Origin of the sequence: Methyloversatilis sp. (assembly GCF_030696805.1) — a bacterium.
Taxonomy (GTDB): Bacteria; Pseudomonadota; Gammaproteobacteria; order Burkholderiales; family Rhodocyclaceae; genus Methyloversatilis.
Genome location: NZ_JAUYRO010000005.1, coordinates 1 through 16656 on the forward strand (window position 1 = coordinate 1; position 16656 = coordinate 16656).

A 16656-nucleotide genomic window follows, 5' to 3' on the forward strand; every position below is an offset into this window, starting at 1 on the left:
CAAGGGCTCGCTGCCCACCTCCGTCCCGACCGACCCGCTGATCTACCGCTTCTACGAACTGATCAACGTGTACGGCACCACCTTCAAAGCCCTCATCCACGAAGAATTCGGCGACGGCATCATGAGCGCCATCGACTTCAAGATGGATCTGGCGCGCGAAGCGAATCCGGCGGGGGATCGGGTGAGCATTACGATGAGTGGGAAGTTCCTGCCGTACAAGACGTATTGAAGCTGCTGATGCGAAGTGCTTGACCGGCGCAGGAGGCGCTGGTCATATGGAGGCCGCATGATCCCAGTAGGGCATGCGGCTTTTTGCATTGCTTATATCTGCAAGACGCCCAGAAAACAAAGCTCGGATAGTGAAAACGAGGTCTATCCCTGAGGTTTCCCCGCATATTCATCGTGGTGCGAGCGCGGCGCGCGCCTGTTGATTCAGCAGGTCAAGCGCACACCATGGTCGCAGCCTCTTCAGATACTCGGGCGCGATATCGAGAATCCTACGCCCGAGGGTGAGCACAGAGACTTCAGCGTAGCGCCGATTTTGTGTCGCGCTCAAGAACAGTTCCAGTTGCGCCGCACGCGCCGATTCGCCGATCAAGCGCTGCACGAACATCGCCAGATGCGCGATCAACAGCAGCATCTGCAGGCGCGCAGCACTGCGCGAGCGCGCCACCTCCAGCCCCATGCCCACGCGCAGATTCTTCGTGTCGCGGAACGACTGTTCGATGCGCATGCGCTGGGCGTAGAGCGCAACGATGGCCGAAGCCCTCAGGTGCTGAAGTCCTGCGCTCGAAGCGAGCAACCAGGGCTCGCGGCCGCTGCGCGCACTCTTTGCACTGCTGCGCCCGACACGTCGTTTGCCGTGCATGTTTAGCCGATGCCGGCCCTTGCCCGGGCGAGCGGCGAGCGTGATGCGCACGCTGACCGGATTGCTACGGGCGTAGGTCCCCGTGCCCAGATCCGCCGCCTCAAGCTTTGCTCGTGCAAACAGATCGCGTGCCGCGATCCAGGCGCCCTGGGCCTGCAGACGCAATAGATTGCGTCCGCGTATCCGCCCGACAAATTCCCAGCCGTGGGCCACGACGAGCTTGAACCACGGCGCGTGGAAGCCGGCATCAGTCATCACGATCAGCTTGCAGCCGGCCGGCACGATCAGTGCGAGCTTTTGCATAAAGGCGCGATGAACCGAAGGATGTCCATACCGCGCCTGCGGATGAATTTCTTCGTACAGGGTGATCGAACGCCCTTCGACCACCGCGCTTGCTCGCAGCAGATGCCATCGCTGATCCTGAGTGGCATCGGACCAATCGACCACAACGAGCAGTTGTTGCAGGCCTTCGAGCCACTGTGCGGCAACGCTGCGATAAAGCTGATCGCGACCATGATGAAACGCCGAATTGCCCAGCAGACGGTCGACGCTCTTGAAGCGGTGCTTGAACGCGGCGCGTCCGCCCAGGTGAAGCGCAATGGCTGAAAGGCTGCTGGCATTCGCTCCGAGCAAACCGGTGACCACGCGCAGCAGCGCGGCTTGACGACGCTTGTGCAAACACTTCAGACACGGGCCGACAACCCGCGCTACGATTTCGCTCGCATGCATGGCACGCCTCGTTGTTTGTCTCGACAACGAAGAACGTGGCACCAAAGTGCCATGCATGCTCTTTTTTTGCCTGAAGACTACTGCGCAACATATTGAAAAACAATGGGTGTTTGCGGGGAAACCTCAGGGTCTATCCGCTATTTCACGGGAGACAGGGATGACAGGGGCACCGGTCTTGATCGACGGCAAGTATCAAGTTCATGGTCTTTGCAGCAACGCGGGTGGAATGGGAACGCTGTACTACGTTACTTGCGTAGGCACGGAAGCTCCGACCATGGTGCTCAAAGTTTGCAAGCTCGCCGATCCAGAGATGTTGGCGCGATTTCGCCGTGAAGTCCGAGTCATGCAAGAGTTCGCCGGCAATAGCTATGTTGTTCCGATACTTGACGCGAACTTGGACCATGAACCGCCATATTTCGTCATGCCGCACTACGAGCATGGTGATCTCGCCCGTCACATAGCTGAGATCCATAGCGACATGCTGCAGTTGGAGCAAATCTTCAATAGGATAATTGACTGCGTCGCCCAACTGCATGATAAGAGGGTGCTTCACCGGGACATCAAGCCCCAGAACTTCTTGATCGGTAAAGACGGGATAGTGGTTTCCGATTTCGGTCTGTGCACGGAGCAGGAGTCGATGACGGCCTTTACCCGTAGCTCTCAATGGGCAGGAACCCTTGGCTACATGCCCCCAGAATTCACACTTGGTGGGTTTAGGGACGTCGACGCCACCGCCGATATTTTTATGCTCGGAAAGACGTTTTATGCAATCACTTCCTGTCGCGACCCCATGTACTTGGTTGCTGATGGCGTACCACCTCAACTCTTTCCGATCTTCGAACGCTGCTGCGCAATTAATAAGCTGAGCCGTTACCAATCGCTGGCGTCGCTCAAACAAAGCCTAACCGCTGCCTTTGACGTCTTGCTCGGGCGCGCTGTTGGCCCGGGTAAGGTCTATGGGCTACTTCGCTCGATATCCGACCGGCTACGCGCCTCGCAGCAATACGCGCCAGAGGAGGTCGCGAGATTCGTCGAGGAGCTTGGGCTGCTCGGCGCAGACGACCAGCACAAAGTGTGCATGGAGTTGCCTGCAGAAGCGTTCCATGTCCTCTCGCAACATCTTGTCAAGGAACACCTGAGCCCTTTTATAGCAGTTTATCGCGGCATGGCAGAGAAAGCGACGTACTCATGGAGCTTTGCCGAAACGATTGCTGACCACATGAAAGTAATATTTAACGCCTCGGATGCATCGGCAACGGACAAAGCGGAAGCACTGCGCGTCGCGATCATCGCTGCAATCCGCCAGAACAGGTTTGCCGCAATGGACACCTGCAAGTCGATGATAACTTCTGTTGAAGAGGAGGAACTTGGTCAGCGAGTGCACGACGTTCTGATTGAGAATGACAGCCCATTCATACAATACATCGATCCCTCGGAATGCAAAGCCGGCGCAGTCAGAGCGGCAGTAGTCGCACTCAAGACTGCGGCGGAAGCGAGAGTAGCGAAGGACGACGGATTTATTACACTTTAAGCGCAATAGAACAATAGGGGACGTAGCAACGTATACTTGAATAATATAATCGAATTTTGCGTACACGCGGTGGTTACCTGCACGCCATCAATGATTGCAAACAACTTGCTATTACAGGGGGTCGTCCTTGGCAGGAGAAACAAGTGCTATTGCAAAAATGGCCATTTACGTATCGGACGAAATATTAACTTGGTTTAGATGGGAACGATTCTCACTAGCGGACCAAAACTTCGATTGCGTAAAAACCGACAAACACGCACCTCAAAAGTCAACGCACACGCATCCTGTGGACGTCGTCTTCTTTTATACAGACCCATACGAGAACACGATCGTATATTTAAATACCGACCTCAAGAGTTATGCCCAGGGGTCAATCGACGCGACTCGAATCTTTAGCTCACTCAAGTCACTCTCGCAGACAATAGAGTGCGCGAGAGTGTCGGAAGAATGGCAAGACCGTTATCATCAGTTTGGCGATCTACCGTATGAAATACGAGCGATGCTATTCGTTTACAATCATGACGCTGAGTTTGATAAAAATTTCCTTGATGTATTGACTGCACCTGTGAAGCGCCGTGGGACCAAAACAGAATCCCCACTTAAACTCGAAACGCTTCCAATTGCTGATGGACAAGTAATACACATCATAGAGCCAAGAACAATAAGCTACTTAACAACTGTTGTCGCTGACGCCCAAAAGCTTCATGCACAAGGAAGTTTCCCTGAGAAAAACTATGAATTTCTCTATCCCGATTTAAAGTTACACAAAGCTCACGGTCTTCCATACAACCGCCCAGCAACGATCGAACTGCTTACAGGCCCATATCTGATAATTCGACACGACAAGGTCGTCAAACTCAACGAATCCACTGGCAAAACTGAGGAGAGACACCCCGAAGGCTATGTTGTCTATTACAACAGACCAGGGGGTACAACAGAAGAATTTACATATCTTCTAGATATTCTATCTGGGTACCAGATTCTTGACAGCGATAACAAAATAAGAATAAGAGTTGCGCACGAGAAACCAGAAGGAGATCCGCGAAGTAACTTCAATAGAGCGGTAAATCTCTACGCTCACGAGTGGGGTTTTGACACACACAAAACGAATCGACTCAAAAATATCGAATTAGAAATTATTGAAAAATACAGATATTCTTTTTCCAGAACAGTTATTGGATGGGACGAAAATGATAGGCGGAAAAATACTTAGCGCGAGCGACAAAGCCGTATTTGACGCTCTAAGCCAGAAAAACGTCACAAACCTTGAACTTCGGGAACTCTTTCTATCCAGAGGAATTTTGGTATCAAAAGACACAAGCAGAAAACAATTAGCGCTACATTTCTCTAGACTTCCCCACGATTATTTTGACTATCAAAAACTCGCAAGTATCTTTAGCAGTCCAAACCAGCGAGAAAAGATGACTAGCACAAGAGTCAAGACCGAAATACCGATGAGCACCTTTGAATCGAGCGCGCACGAACTGAAAGCTGATCTTGAGAAATCCGGAGCGGCCATAAGAGTTTTCTCCGCGAAGGGCTCACGGTTAGACATTGAAGTAAAGTATCAGAAGTTGAATTTCAATAAAAGCGAATTTCGACAAGTTGTAAATCGTGTAGCAACTATCTCAATCCAAAAGGATGGCGAAGAATTCACCATCCACTCTCCGCACAATGATGATGCCCGAGAGTGGATTCAAAAACTAATAAGAATCGTTAGTGAAAAAAGCGGAGAAAACCTTAGCCTTGACGACATCAGACTCCCTCCGGGTTTCGTCGCTAAGGAAAAAAGCGACTTCTTTAACCGCTTAATAAAGAGCATGCCGGGATATAGAGTCCATGACGTATCCGATGTGTACATTGCCAACCCACGTATAGAAGCAGAAGAAGACGATAACGACACAATTGTAGAGGTGCACATCACAAAAGCGTCTTTAAAAGGTCAAGGAGTTCTTCTTTCAGACGAACTGAAGACGTTAGAAAAAAAAGGGTTTTATATAAGCAAGATGATTTGGGCCTCACGAACCATTGAAACCGATTCAGACTTATACGAATTCGAAGCCCAGTTTTCTTCACCAGAGGACTGCTCTGGATTTACATATTTACCACGGGGGTTTTACAAACACCAAGACAGCGGTTCCTTTGGCACCAGTAGAAACAATTTTACGACGAACGAAGAACAACGACTTGGGCGTCTAATCGAGAAAACAGCGAGAGAAACTCTATATGCGATGATCGGAGAACAAAATGCACAGATCGAAGTGGCTATGCCTTAGTACAAGCTGTAACCACAAGTCGGTCACAGAACAAATTCGATCGAATAGATATAACACTGAAGAAAACAGAGGGTTTGACATTTCATTTCGTGACTCTCTAAAAATTGGCGCGACATTCATTGAAAAAACAATAGAAAGAGAGATTGTAATCGACCCTTTCGGCGAAAGCACATCGATAGAGACAACAAGATACCTTTCTACCAGCTTTCACCTTCACCTTCTTGAAAGCAAGCAGGACACTCGATATGCACTTGAGATACTGAGCCCACGAAAGTCAATTCGTAGCTTAATATTTACCCTATCCGATGTTCTACGAGGTGCTGTAGTAGACGAGATAAAAATCCCTCTAATCGCCGCATTTAATAAGATTAAGAAATCGTCACCTGACGCACGGATAAGAAGGATAAAGGCGTCAAGCATAAAGATCAGCGAGAAATCAATCGCATCAATCGACATCACTTCGATAGAAGAGGCTGACAATGATTTTTTTCGTGCATTTGGAGAATCTGATTCAATCATCGAAAGAATTTGGGTCACCGCGCCTTTTGACACCTACCCTCATCAGTTTGAGCTAAGCCGAAGCGGCAACTCCACGGTGGACGATTTTTACAAAGAAAAAGCATCAGATTTTATCCTCTCTCTCTTAAAAGATGCTTAGAGCCGAACAATAAGGGACGCAGCAACATTTCCCGTGATCCTCGCGGGCGCTGCCCGAAAGCTTTCCCACGCGCAGGCACCAGGAGCGTCAGGCAGGCATCCAGACATCCAGCTGGTTGCACAAGCGCTCTCGATTAACTATTCCGTCGCAGCCCGGTTTGTGCTTATTGCATCCACATGCACCGGACACTGCGATGCCCCGCCGCGCCCGTCTTTCTCTTCCCGGCGTACCGCTGCATCTCGTTCAGCGCGGAGACAACCGCCAGGCCTGCTTTTTCGCACCTGACGACTGCCAGCACTACCTCGACTGGCTGGAAGATCATTAGTGCAGGCAGGGCTGTCGCGTGCACGCCTATGTACTGATGACCAATCCTGTCCATCTGCTCGTGAGCGCCGACGATCCGGGCGCGCCGAGCCGCGTCAAGAAGGCGCTCGGCCAGCGCTATGTGCAGTACATCAACAGGACTTACCGGCGCAGCGGCGGTCTGTGGGAAGGCCGTTTCCGTTCCTGTCTGGTTCAGCAGAAAACAATAGGGGACCCAGCAACATTCCCCCGGATGTCTCTGCTCGCCTCCAAAACGGCCCGGTTCAGCTCATTGCCGAAGTCAGCCCGAGATGTTCGACGAAAGGGTCGAAGTCGCGGTCGCTGTATCGCAGCGCGTAATCCGATTCGATGCAGTGGGTGGCGATCAGCGCGTCTATTGTCTTGCGGATCGTGATGCCACGCTCGCGCGGCGCGCAGCAGGTACGCTCTGCCTGCATTGCAATTGCTGACCGCCGATGTCGACAGTGTTCAGCCCTGTCAGCAGCTTCCGCGCCTGATCGAAATCCCGCTGACTGCCGAAGCCCTGCAGCATTGCGGTCAGGATGAGGAATAGGGCACAGACCCTGGGGTATCCCCCCTCGGACTTGCCGAACCCGGTAACGCTCCTTAACATACACACTCATACGTACATACACGAGGTGTCCATGGAAACACTGACCACACGGGTATTCAACAACGGCAACAGCCAGGCGGTGCGTATTCCGGCCGAGTTCCGGCTGGACACCGATCAGGTCAGCATTTCGCGCAATGAAGCGGGCGACCTGATCATTCACCCGCTCGGAGCAAGGCGCGGCACTGCACTGATGCAGGCCTTGCAGGCCCTGGGCGAGGTGGATGCAGCGTTTGTCGCGGCGCTTGAAGCGGATCGTGAGTCGCCCCTGCCGGTACAGGAACGCGAAGACCTGTGATCTACCTGCTCGACACCGACATCCTGATCTATCTGCTCAAACAGCAAACGCCCGCCATTGCGCAGCGCATTGATGCCCTGCCCGCGGAGGACTGCCTGTGCATGTCTTTCGTGACCTGGGCCGAACTGCTGAAGGGTGCAGAGCGAAGCACCCGCAAGACAGAAGTGGTGCGCCGGCTTGAAACGCTGGCGCTGCAGGTGCCGGTGCGCTATCCCGCCAATGCGGCCATCTGCCGGCACTATGCCGAGCAGGCAACGCGGCTCAAGGATGCGGGCACACCGATCGGCGCGAACGACTTGTGGATCGCCTGTCACGCGCTGGCTGAAGGCGCAACGCTGGTCACCCACAACACCCGGGAATTCAAACGCGTGACAGGCCTGCGGGTCGAGGACTGGGTGAGCGCTGCCGACGCTTGAATTCGCCCTGCGGCTGGCGTGGCTGCCCCGCATGTCGTGCGCGGTTCAAGTTCGGGCCACAGCATGCTCAACAAACAATAGTAACGACAGGGGACGCAGCAACATTCCCCCGGATTTCTCTGCCCTCTTCCACCACGGCCCAGTTCAGCTCATCGCCGAACTCAGCCCGAGATGTTCGACGCAAGGGTCGAAGTCGCGATCGCTGTAGAGCGGCGTGTAATCCGATTCGACGCAGCGGCGTGTCTATTGTTTTGCGGATCGTGATGCCACGCTCGTGCTGCGCGCCGTAGTTGCGCGCCGCCTGAATTGCAATGTCCTGACCGCCGATGTCGATAGCATCCAGCCCTGTCAGCAGCTTCCGCGCCTGATCGAAATCCCGCTGGCTGCCGAAGCCCTGCAGCACTTCGGTCAGGATGAGGTCGCCGATGATCAGCAGTTCGCCGCCCAGCAGTGCGTCCAGCCTTTCGGCCTGCGGGGTGGCGGTGCCCCGGAAAAAATCGATCCAGACGCTGGAGTCGACCAGGATCAAGCGTCGGCCCTCATCGCGTCGAGGTCACCTTCCCATTGAAGCTTGCCCCCGAAACGGCGGATTTCCTCCTGCTGGCACAGGCGCAACAAGGTGCGTAGCCCCATCTCAACGGCCTCACGCTTGGTCCGGGCGCCGGTCAGGCGCAAGACGTCGCTCATCAACGGGTCGTCTATTTCCATATTGATGCGCATGATGTGTATCTCCGAACCGATCTTTACACATTCCAGCGGATGTGCCCGTAACGTGAGCTGCGATGGAGCGGATGGGCCCGCTCCAGCAAGAAGAATAGGGTCTGACTCCATGGAGTGTTTCGGCGAGTTGCTCTGACCCTGTCGGGCCAGCCCGGAGGAAACGGATCCTCCAAGCCGGCCGGGTTCAAACCGGCGACCACTCTGGAGTACGGGATCGGGGACGCCTCACAGGCTTCGGGCGCATAATTCCAGCCATGCCCACGATCAGCCAGTTCTTCGGTATCGTCATCCAGATGTTCTGGCGCGAACATGCCCCGCCACATTTCCATGCGATGTATGCCGAACACGAGGCCCTGATCGACATCCGGACGCTCGAAGTGATAGGTGGCAGCCTGCCTCGCCGGGCACTTGCGCTGACCATTGAATGGGCAATCGAACATCGCACTGAACTGATGGAGGACTGGAACCTGTGCCAATCCAGACAACACCCGAAACGGATCAAACCGCTGGAGTAATCCCCGCCGCACCCTGGCGAGTCAAGGCGCTTTCGGTGCTGCCCGATCATCGCCTGGCGGTCACGTTCATGGATGACACGAACGGCATCGTGGATTTTTCAGCCATTCTGACTGCCACGGAATGCGGCGTCTTCGAAGCGCTCAAGGACAAGGCTTGTTTCGATCAGGCACGCCTGGATCTGGGTGTGGTGACATGGCCCAACGGAGCAGACATGGACCCAGCCTGGATGTACGAGCAGATCCGGACGAATAAATCGTGGTCTGTCCCCTTCTAACTACCTTCTAACCATCACCCTGCCTTCTTCGGTCGCGGCGCTTGCTTCTCGTCGGGCTTCTGATCGCTTTCGAGGCGCAGTTCGTCGGCGGAAATGCGGACCAGCCTGCCGCCCTTCACCACGACGATGCCGGTATCGGTCTGGATCGCCGTCTTTCTGGCGAGCGCGGCGGCACGCTGCAGGGCTGCCATCGACGCGCGCAGGTCCGGGTCCCGCGCTTCGGAAATATCCTTGATCTTCATGCGTTTTCTCCCCACTCGATCAACGACGGCGCGGTACCGGCATTGTCATACCTGGCCCAAACATCCACGCGCGCCTTGTAGCTGTCTTCAAAGTTCTTGAGGCCGGCAGAGAATCTGCGGCGGATCACCGCCTCCGGAATGTCGTGCCCACCTTGCCTGACCCGTTCGGCAACACGCGCGATGGCCATATCGACACTGGGCAGGGTCAGAAAATACTCTCGCCGCGCTGCACACATGCAGCCATCTCCAGCAGCATCAGGCGCCCGGCCTGAGTGCAGCAGTTTCCGGCGCAAAGGGCGACAGGCCCGCGGCAATCAGATCCGCGTTGATGAAATGCGGACATCGCGCCTCTTCCGGCAGGAAGGAGCGCGCGAAAGTCGTTTTTCCGGCACCGTTGGGGCCCGCGATGATGATGATTTTCTGGCGTGTATTCATCCGTATTCGGGCACCTGGACTCGCGGCGGATCGACCCGATTCATTGGGAAACGGCTTCGACGCCTCCACGGCGGACCGTGAATGCAGGTTGAACCGCAACAGTGAGCTTGGGACAATCGGGTACCTCGCAACAGCGAGGACATGCGCTGCGCAAAGGCAAACTGATAGAGGTACACCATGACTGGCCGTTTGCTGAAGACCGTGCACGAAACCGCGCAGGATTTTGCCGACGCCGGGCTGATCGACGCGCAGACCCTGCGCGAGTTCGACGCGACCTGCCTGCCGCCGGTCCGAAGCTACACAGCCGAAGAGGTCAGGAATCTGCGGCTGCGCTGCCGGGCCAGCCAGGCGGTGTTCGCCGCCTATCTGAACACCAGTGTGTCGACGGTGCAGAAGTGGGAACGCGGCGACAAGCACCCCAACGGGCCTTCGTTGAAGCTGCTGGATCTGGTCGAGCGCAAGGGCCTGGAGGTGCTGGCGTGAAACCCGGAATCGAAGAGACGTCCGCCTTGGACACCTTCAAACGCGACCTGCTCGAATCGGTCGAGCAGATGAAGGACGCGGCCGGAGCGCGCGTAACAGGCGGGCGGTTTGAGCCTTCGCCAGCACAAACGCGGCGCGGCGCCGCGCTGATGCAGGCCTTGCAGGCGCTGGGCGAGGTGGACGCAGCGTTCGTCGCGGCGCTGGAAGCCGCCCGTGTGACTGAACTCGATGCGCCCCTGCCGGTACATGAGCGCAAGCGCCCTGCCGGCGCTTGAATGCGCCGATGCCCCGCGGTCCGCTATCCATCGCACGCGATCAGAGCCTTGATTATCGACCATCGCGAAGCCGATCGCGGCGAGGCCGCCGCTCCCACAAAAAAGGGAGCTTGAGGATGCAGCAAAATTTCCGGCACCGTCAGGAAGTGACGGCCTTCCGATCAGCTTCACAATGAGTGATCTGCCGCAGCGCGGCGAGCCTTTCGGCGAGTTGTTCTGGCCCTGTCGGCCCAATCCGGAGGAAACCGTTTCCTCCGCGCGACCGGGTTCAAACCGTCGACCACGCCCCACCCCATTTCCATGCGATGTATGCCGAACACGAGGCCCTGATCGACATCCGGACGCTCGAAGTGATAGGTGGCAGCCTGCCTCGCCGGGCACTCGCCCTGACGATTGAATGGGCGATCGAACATCGCAAGGAACTGATGAGGACTGGAAGCTATGCCAATCCAGACAACACCCGAAACGGATCAAACGGCAGGAGTAATCCCCGCCGCACGCTGGCGGATCCGACGAGTGGGGATTGGCACTACTACCATTGGCGCGCTCGACTTGACAGCATTGGGTCTGCCCCCTGTTCCCTGCTTTCCCTAGCCGGCCTCGACGCGGTTGCGCCCGGCGCCCTTGGCGCGGTATAGCGCCTGGTCGGCCCGCTTCAGCAGCGCTTCGAGGTCGGTTTCGCCGTCGACGCGGGTCGCGACGCCGATACTGACGGTGAAGGGCACCGGCTGGCCGGACTTCCAGTCGTGGTCGAAGTCCTGTTCTTCGAACACCGCGCGCAGCCGCTCGCCCATGTTCAGCGCCTGCGCGGCATCGGTATCGGGCAGGGCGACCACGAATTCCTCCCCACCCAGGCGCGCGAAGATGTCGCGGTGGCGCACCGTGGCCGCGCCGACCCGGGCCAGCAAGCGCAGCACTTCGTCGCCGATATCGTGGCCATGGCTGTCGTTGACGCGCTTGAAGTGGTCAACGTCGAGCATCAGCACCGAAAAGGGCTTGGTGGACTTCATGAGTTCTGCGGCGCGCAGCGCGAAGTCGCGCCGATTGGGCAGGCCGGTCAGCGCGTCGGACGCCGCCTGCTTCTGCAGCACATCCATCAGATGGACCCGGTCGGTGATGTCGCGCACCACCGCCGTGAATTCGACCCCGCCGTCGACGTTGATCTTCGAGATCGCAATCTCGACCGGGATCCGCGTGCCGTCCTGGTGCTGACCGTAGATGCGGTTGCGCTCATTCATCTCGCGCGACTTCACCGGCGAGCGGGCGAACTGATGCACGTAGTCGCCGTGGTGTTCGCGGTGCTGCTCGGGAATCAGGGCCTCCAGCGGCTGACCCAGCATCTGCGCCTGCTCGTAACCGAACAGGTGCTCGGCTGCCCGGTTGAACAGCGTGATGCGCTGTTGCTGGTCGACGGTCACGATCGCGTCGTAGGCCGCGTCGACGACAGAGCGAAAGCGCGAGGTGCTGACTTCGAGCGCACGATGAAGTTGCACCTTGGTCGTGATGTCCAGGCCGGTGAGCAGGATGCCACTGATCGCGTCGCCGCCATCGCTGCCATCGTGGCGGAATGGCTTGAGCGAAAGGCGCCACCAGTGCGTGCCGTCGCGAAGGTCGTAGGCCTGCTCGAGTTCCTGCGCCAGACCGGTCGAGAAACACTCATGGATCTTGGCGCGCAGTTCGCGCCGCGAGTAGCTGGGCAGCAGCGCGTCCAGCGGGAACGGAAAGCTCAGGCTGCGGTTGCGACCACCGAGCATCTGGAAAAAGCTGTCGTTGCAGGCGGCGACCGTCAGGTCGACATCGTCGTCGTTGCGCTGCACGAAAGCGACGCTGGACGCGATGCCGTCGACGAATTCCTGAATCTTGATTCCCTTGTCGGCCACGAAACGGACTCCCGGATGGCTGGTTGAGGGGATGCTGCACCCTGAGATGACCGGAGACGGGTCAAATCCGGCGCCACTCTAGTCATGTCCGGGGAGATTGTCCAAGATGGCGAGCATCCGCGAACGGCGCATCAACTGCTGTCGTGCGTGCACGCCGGTGACCTGCTTCCGGCTTCCCTGACCTGCTGCTGCCTCTGTGGTCCACGATGTGATTGCCAGGTTGTCGTCGGCGGATTGAGGCAACAGGGGAAATCGGGAATGTAGAAACATCTCCCTCCGCACCACTCGTCGGGCCAATGGAAAACCGCTCTCACCTCGTCTATCGATGAGCGCTTCCGCTACCCGCTATTCCGGCTGGGCGATGATGCCGCGCAACCATGGCTCCAGACGGGCGATGTCGAAGGTTCCGGCGTCGAACATGTCCATCATCCGGGCGAATACGACGGCAGGGGTGAAACGGGGGTTCGGCGAGCACGACTCACGGCCCGCAAAGCCGGCCGGCTTTGCGGGCTGGCCGTGGATGGCCCCTACGAAAACCGCGACGATGTTGCCTTTCGTAGGAGCGGACCCTGTCCGCGATGGGGCGGTTGATCACGCGCCGGCGCTTGTTCGGAGGCCGTGTTCGCCTGCCGGGCAGGCTCCTACGAAAACCGGCGCATCATCGACCCTACGCGACGTTTTCGCCTCCCGAAAGCGATCCCGCGCCGCCTCCGCAGGCAGTCCGGCTTCATGCGCACCGCATCGGCACCAGGTGGCGACGCTCAGTCGCCTCCACCGCAACCACCTCCGTCCGAACCGCCATCCGCATCGCCGAAGCCATCGGTGCCGCCGTCGACGCCGTCGCTGCAGAAGTCGCTGCCGCAGTAGGGCGTGCTGCCGCTGCCGTCCGAGCCTGCTCGCCGCACGCCGCCGCAGTCCGGCACGTAGCTGAAGCCGCCGGCGATGGCCAGCTTGGCGTCCAGCGCGAACAGCAGCGGCAGACGGCTCGGCGCGCGCGGGTCGATGTTCTCTTCGCGGCAGGCGAACCACCAGCAGCGGCGCAGGCCAGCGTTCTTCAGCCGGTCATCGGTCAGCACGACCGCCGGCGTGTGGTGCAGGAAGCGGCCGAAGCCCTGGCGGCAGAAGCTGTCGTAGTTCTTCGTGCACAGAATGAATTCATGCCACAGGTCGTCCACCACCTGGCTGGGCATGGCCACGAATTTGCGGCCGCTCTTCAGATGCGCGAGGAAGAACTGCCGCAGTCCGTTCGCCACCAGCTGGCAGTCCTTCGGCGACAGTTGCGGGTGACGCGCGCGCAGCTTTTCGAACAGGCCCTTGGGCAGTTCGGCATGGCGGATATGGGCTTCGCGGCGCAGCGCGACGTAGCGCAAGTGGAACACCAGCGCCACGCCCAGGAGGGCGACGGCAAGGACGATCAGCAATGGATGCATGGGCAGGTTCGATCTCGGCGCGAGGCGGGCGCCGCGGATGATGCCCGAACGAAAGGCTGCGCACGACAGGCCGGGCGCAGCGCTGCATCGGCAGGGCGTACCGGGCGATCGCTTCAGCTTGCGCCAGCTCGGCACCTTGCCTCACGTGGCAAGTGCGCGGCTACCCCATCTGCCCCGCCCGCGCGCGCCGCGATCGCCGCCATTTCATTCGCGCGTGGCAGGCCCTTCGGCAGGCGTTCGAGCCGACATTTCTTCAATGCGGCGCGCCGCTTTCAGGGTTTGCACAGGCGCCCATTCCCGGCGCGGCCTGACCCTGCGTCAACGGCCGTGCAGGCAGGAATAATGCACGGTTCCGGTCAAGGCAAGCCCTTGTGCATGTGCTAGATTTTCAGAATCACCCCAGCCCGTGATCTGCCATGCGACCCGCCCTTCCGGTCACCTTTCGCCGCGCACGCAAGCGGGTTGTCCTGGCCTTGGCGCTCGCGCTGCCGTTCGTGCAGCCGGCACTCGCCAAACCTTTCGTGTGGGAATTCGAACGCACCGGCGGCATCGTGACGCAGACCTTCGATTCGCTCGGCCCGCTGTTCACCTTTTTCGTCACGCCCACCGCCTACCAGACCGAACTGCTCGGTGAAATTACCCTCGACACGATTTCCATCGTCGCGCCGGGCTCCGCCACCAGCGAGGGCGGCTATTTCGATACGGAAATCTTCTTCTACGGCCGCTCTCACACCGCCCTGCCCGCCGGCCAGCGGGGCAGGCAGGTCCGCATTCCCGCACAGCCCCTGTCCGGCGCGATATGGCACTTCGTGACCCGCTCCGACGTTTCCGGTATCCAGCGGTTCGACGCGGAATTCGACTTCGAAACCGAGACCGGCTCGGCGACCCCTGCCCTTCATCTGGTGAAGAAGGCCGAGCGCGGCGCCGTCGTCACCGACCCCGGCGGCCTGGGCGCCCAGATCCGCGTATGGACGGCCGCCGCGCCTACCACGGTCACGATCGACAAGTTCGACGTCAAGGTGACCGGGAGCATCGTCCGTTACCAGATCACCCCCTACACCAACGACGGCACGATCGAGATCGAAAAGGACGACGACGCATACAACAACCGCGTGGTGTTCAACGGCGGCAGCATCCGCATCCTCGACAAGCTCAATAACCGCGGCGTGATGTTCAACAGCGGAAGCATCCTCATCGAAGAGGCGGCGCACCTGACCGAACTCACCAACCCGGGCACGATCAACCTGTTGGCCGACAGCCGGATCGAAAACGCCGGGCGCCTCGTGACCGAAGGCTCCGGGCTGATCAGCGGCGCCGGCGCGATCATCAACAAGGCATCTTTTCCCGGCGACCTCTCGCCCGATGACCCGACGCTGCCGCCCTCGCGCGACCCGGGTCTGTTCAACCACGGCACGCTCGACCTCACCGCCGGCGGGCAGCTGACCAATACCGCTGGGGCGCGTTTCGACAACCGCGGTCGTTTCAACCTCGGCGACGACGCGACGTTCAGCAACGAAGGCCGCTTCACCAACGGCTCGGCGGATGCGCCGGGCGGCATGCTGGACAGCCACGGCACGGTGGAGCACCTGTCCGGCAGCTTCGCCAACTACGCGCGCATCGAAAGCAGCGGCCGCTTTGCGAACAGCGCCACGCTCGACAACCAGGGTTTTCTGGGCGTGTTGCAGACGGGCGGTTCCGGCATATCGGAATTCGTCAATGCGGGCACCGTGCGCAACGGCATCAACGACGCGGTTTCGCTGGCAGAACCTGGCCGGGGCATGATCCGGGTCGAAAGCAGCTTCCGTAACGACGGCGTGATCGACAATCGATCGATCGTGGAAGTGGACGTGGCAGGCGAGCTGTACAACAACAAACAGTTTCTCAACGGCGCGACAGGCGTCGCGAACGACCCTGATGTGCGACTCGATCTTCGCGGCCTGATGGTCAACGCCGACGGCGCCGAACTGACCAACCGGGGCATGGTGCAGGTCGCGGGAGGCAGCGTCACGAATCAGGGCAGCGTCAACAATCACGGCCGGTTCGTCATCACCGGGGACGGCGTCATCGGCGGCGCGCAGGGCAGTTTGACCGGCGGCACGGTTTTCAACACCGGTGAGATGCAGATCAACGAGGGCGGTGCCTTGGGCGGGCTCGTCCGCTATCGCCAATCGGGTGCCGGTGCGGTCACGACCGTCAACGGACTGCTCGAGGCGCAGACGGTCGACATCGAAGACGGCATCCTGAAAGGTCGCGACCGCGTGTCGACCGGGCTGCTGACCGTGGGCGCCAACGCGACGGTCAGCCCGGGTACCTCGCCGGGCACGCTCACGGTGCTGGGCTCGATGGTGATCGACGGCGTGCTCGAACTGGAGCTTGCGGCGGAGGCCGCCGACCGCCTTGACGTGTCCGGCGCGCTGTTCTTCTCCGAAAGTGCGACGGTGCGCTTTTCATTCCTCGACGGCCTGCTGCCCGAAGAGGGCCGCCGCTATGCGTTCGCCGACCAGGTCAGCGCCAGCGGTGGCGTGTACGGACTGGAGCAGGTGCGGTTCGAACTCACCGGATTCGCGGGTGCCTGGGATGGCAGTGGATTCACGGTGACCGCCGTGCCTGAGCCGGCGGCATCCATCCTGCTCGCCGCCGGACTGTGCGTCGTGGTGAGCACCGCATGGCGACGCCGCCTTCCCTGAGCGC

The 16656-nt window shown here is 58.8% G+C and carries 23 protein-coding genes; 14 read left to right on the forward strand and 9 right to left on the reverse strand.

Annotation, left to right across the window (positions count from 1 at the left end; all coding sequences use genetic code 11):
- The coding region (cynS, locus tag Q8R75_RS00545) for a cyanase (protein ID WP_305663474.1) at nt 1-229 on the forward strand (229 nt) is incomplete at its 5' end.
- A gap of 168 nt (nt 230-397) precedes the next feature.
- Here cynS and Q8R75_RS00550 read toward each other — a convergent pair.
- Nucleotides 398-1654 (reverse strand): IS4 family transposase, encoded by a 1257-nt coding sequence (locus tag Q8R75_RS00550; protein WP_336623610.1) that lies wholly within the window; start codon nt 1652-1654, stop codon nt 398-400.
- Here Q8R75_RS00550 and Q8R75_RS00555 point away from each other — a divergent pair.
- The 5 genes from Q8R75_RS00555 to Q8R75_RS00575 all read left to right on the forward strand — a co-directional run bounded on the left by Q8R75_RS00555 (nt 1596) and on the right by Q8R75_RS00575 (nt 6387).
- The gene (locus Q8R75_RS00555; RefSeq protein ID WP_305663476.1) at nt 1596-3128 is read left to right on the forward strand and encodes a protein kinase; all 1533 of its coding nucleotides are present in this window, start codon (nt 1596-1598) and stop codon (nt 3126-3128) included. The two genes, Q8R75_RS00550 and Q8R75_RS00555, sit on opposite strands and share 59 nt — an antisense overlap.
- 499 nt (nt 3129-3627) lie before the next feature.
- Nucleotides 3628-4341, forward strand: coding sequence for a hypothetical protein (locus tag Q8R75_RS00560; protein WP_305627300.1), 714 nt, complete (start codon nt 3628-3630; stop codon nt 4339-4341).
- A complete protein-coding gene (locus tag Q8R75_RS00565; RefSeq protein ID WP_305627302.1) occupies nt 4268-5404 on the forward strand; it encodes a hypothetical protein in 1137 nt (378 codons plus the stop codon). Before Q8R75_RS00560 ends, Q8R75_RS00565 begins: the two co-directional genes overlap by 74 nt.
- On the forward strand, nt 5376-6062 hold the full coding sequence (locus Q8R75_RS00570; RefSeq protein ID WP_305627304.1) for a hypothetical protein: 687 nt from the start codon (nt 5376-5378) through the stop codon (nt 6060-6062). The genes Q8R75_RS00565 and Q8R75_RS00570 overlap by 29 nt, the downstream gene beginning before the upstream one ends.
- A 193-nt stretch (nt 6063-6255) precedes the next feature.
- Nucleotides 6256-6387, forward strand: coding sequence for a hypothetical protein (locus Q8R75_RS00575; protein ID WP_305627306.1), 132 nt, complete (start codon nt 6256-6258; stop codon nt 6385-6387).
- Nucleotides 6388-6649: 262 nt separating this feature from the next.
- Here Q8R75_RS00575 and Q8R75_RS00580 read toward each other — a convergent pair whose 3' ends face one another.
- Nucleotides 6650-6823, reverse strand: coding sequence for a twitching motility protein PilT (locus Q8R75_RS00580; RefSeq protein ID WP_305615048.1), 174 nt, complete (start codon nt 6821-6823; stop codon nt 6650-6652).
- A 207-nt stretch (nt 6824-7030) separates the two neighbouring features.
- Between Q8R75_RS00580 and Q8R75_RS00585 the strand changes: the two genes are divergently transcribed.
- On the forward strand, nt 7031-7294 hold the full coding sequence (locus Q8R75_RS00585; protein WP_305615046.1) for an AbrB/MazE/SpoVT family DNA-binding domain-containing protein: 264 nt from the start codon (nt 7031-7033) through the stop codon (nt 7292-7294).
- Nucleotides 7291-7710 carry a type II toxin-antitoxin system VapC family toxin gene (locus Q8R75_RS00590; RefSeq protein ID WP_305615044.1) on the forward strand — a complete coding sequence of 140 codons (420 nt, stop codon included), beginning with the start codon at nt 7291-7293 and terminating at the stop codon, nt 7708-7710. Before Q8R75_RS00585 ends, Q8R75_RS00590 begins: the two co-directional genes overlap by 4 nt.
- 67 nt (nt 7711-7777) lie before the next feature.
- Here Q8R75_RS00590 and Q8R75_RS00595 read toward each other — a convergent pair whose 3' ends face one another.
- On the reverse strand, nt 7778-8239 hold the full coding sequence (locus tag Q8R75_RS00595; protein ID WP_305615042.1) for a hypothetical protein: 462 nt from the start codon (nt 8237-8239) through the stop codon (nt 7778-7780).
- Nucleotides 8236-8430, reverse strand: a complete 195-nt coding sequence (locus Q8R75_RS00600; protein WP_305615041.1) for a type II toxin-antitoxin system VapB family antitoxin — start codon at nt 8428-8430, stop codon at nt 8236-8238. The genes Q8R75_RS00595 and Q8R75_RS00600 overlap by 4 nt, the downstream gene beginning before the upstream one ends.
- A 254-nt stretch (nt 8431-8684) precedes the next feature.
- On the opposite strand from Q8R75_RS00600, the gene Q8R75_RS00605 reads away from it, so the two are divergent.
- Nucleotides 8685-8945 carry a DUF4160 domain-containing protein gene (locus tag Q8R75_RS00605; RefSeq protein ID WP_305615039.1) on the forward strand — a complete coding sequence of 87 codons (261 nt, stop codon included), beginning with the start codon at nt 8685-8687 and terminating at the stop codon, nt 8943-8945.
- Between the two features lie 35 nt (nt 8946-8980).
- Entirely contained in the window at nt 8981-9220 is a 240-nt protein-coding gene (locus Q8R75_RS00610) for a DUF2442 domain-containing protein (protein ID WP_305615037.1), read from the forward strand.
- A gap of 14 nt (nt 9221-9234) precedes the next feature.
- On the opposite strand, the gene Q8R75_RS00615 is transcribed toward Q8R75_RS00610, so the two are convergent.
- The 3 genes from Q8R75_RS00615 to Q8R75_RS00625 are packed head-to-tail and all read right to left on the reverse strand — an operon-like array spanning nt 9235 to nt 9897.
- The gene (locus Q8R75_RS00615; RefSeq protein ID WP_305615035.1) at nt 9235-9462 is read right to left on the reverse strand and encodes a hypothetical protein; all 228 of its coding nucleotides are present in this window, start codon (nt 9460-9462) and stop codon (nt 9235-9237) included.
- On the reverse strand, nt 9459-9698 hold the full coding sequence (locus tag Q8R75_RS00620; protein WP_305615033.1) for a hypothetical protein: 240 nt from the start codon (nt 9696-9698) through the stop codon (nt 9459-9461). The genes Q8R75_RS00615 and Q8R75_RS00620 overlap by 4 nt, the downstream gene beginning before the upstream one ends.
- Nucleotides 9699-9717: 19 nt before the next feature.
- Entirely contained in the window at nt 9718-9897 is a 180-nt protein-coding gene (locus Q8R75_RS00625; protein ID WP_305615031.1) for a hypothetical protein, read from the reverse strand.
- Nucleotides 9898-10074: 177 nt separating this feature from the next.
- Here Q8R75_RS00625 and Q8R75_RS00630 point away from each other — a divergent pair, with 177 nt between their 5' ends.
- From Q8R75_RS00630 to Q8R75_RS00640, 3 genes are all read left to right on the forward strand, one after another.
- On the forward strand, nt 10075-10380 hold the full coding sequence (locus Q8R75_RS00630) for a DNA-binding transcriptional regulator (protein WP_305615029.1): 306 nt from the start codon (nt 10075-10077) through the stop codon (nt 10378-10380).
- Nucleotides 10381-10406: 26 nt separating this feature from the next.
- Nucleotides 10407-10655, forward strand: a complete 249-nt coding sequence (locus Q8R75_RS00635) for a hypothetical protein (protein WP_305615027.1) — start codon at nt 10407-10409, stop codon at nt 10653-10655.
- A 305-nt stretch (nt 10656-10960) separates the two neighbouring features.
- Nucleotides 10961-11293, forward strand: a complete 333-nt coding sequence (locus Q8R75_RS00640) for a DUF4160 domain-containing protein (protein WP_305615022.1) — start codon at nt 10961-10963, stop codon at nt 11291-11293.
- Here Q8R75_RS00640 and Q8R75_RS00645 read toward each other — a convergent pair.
- On the reverse strand, nt 11246-12535 hold the full coding sequence (locus Q8R75_RS00645) for a diguanylate cyclase (RefSeq protein WP_305615019.1): 1290 nt from the start codon (nt 12533-12535) through the stop codon (nt 11246-11248). The two genes, Q8R75_RS00640 and Q8R75_RS00645, sit on opposite strands and share 48 nt — an antisense overlap.
- Nucleotides 12536-13296: 761 nt before the next feature.
- Nucleotides 13297-13965, reverse strand: a complete 669-nt coding sequence (locus Q8R75_RS00650; protein WP_305615017.1) for a hypothetical protein — start codon at nt 13963-13965, stop codon at nt 13297-13299.
- Between the two features lie 416 nt (nt 13966-14381).
- Between Q8R75_RS00650 and Q8R75_RS00655 the strand changes: the two genes are divergently transcribed.
- The gene (locus Q8R75_RS00655; RefSeq protein ID WP_305663477.1) at nt 14382-16652 is read left to right on the forward strand and encodes a PEP-CTERM sorting domain-containing protein; all 2271 of its coding nucleotides are present in this window, start codon (nt 14382-14384) and stop codon (nt 16650-16652) included.
- Nucleotides 16653-16656: the final 4 nt, after the last annotated feature.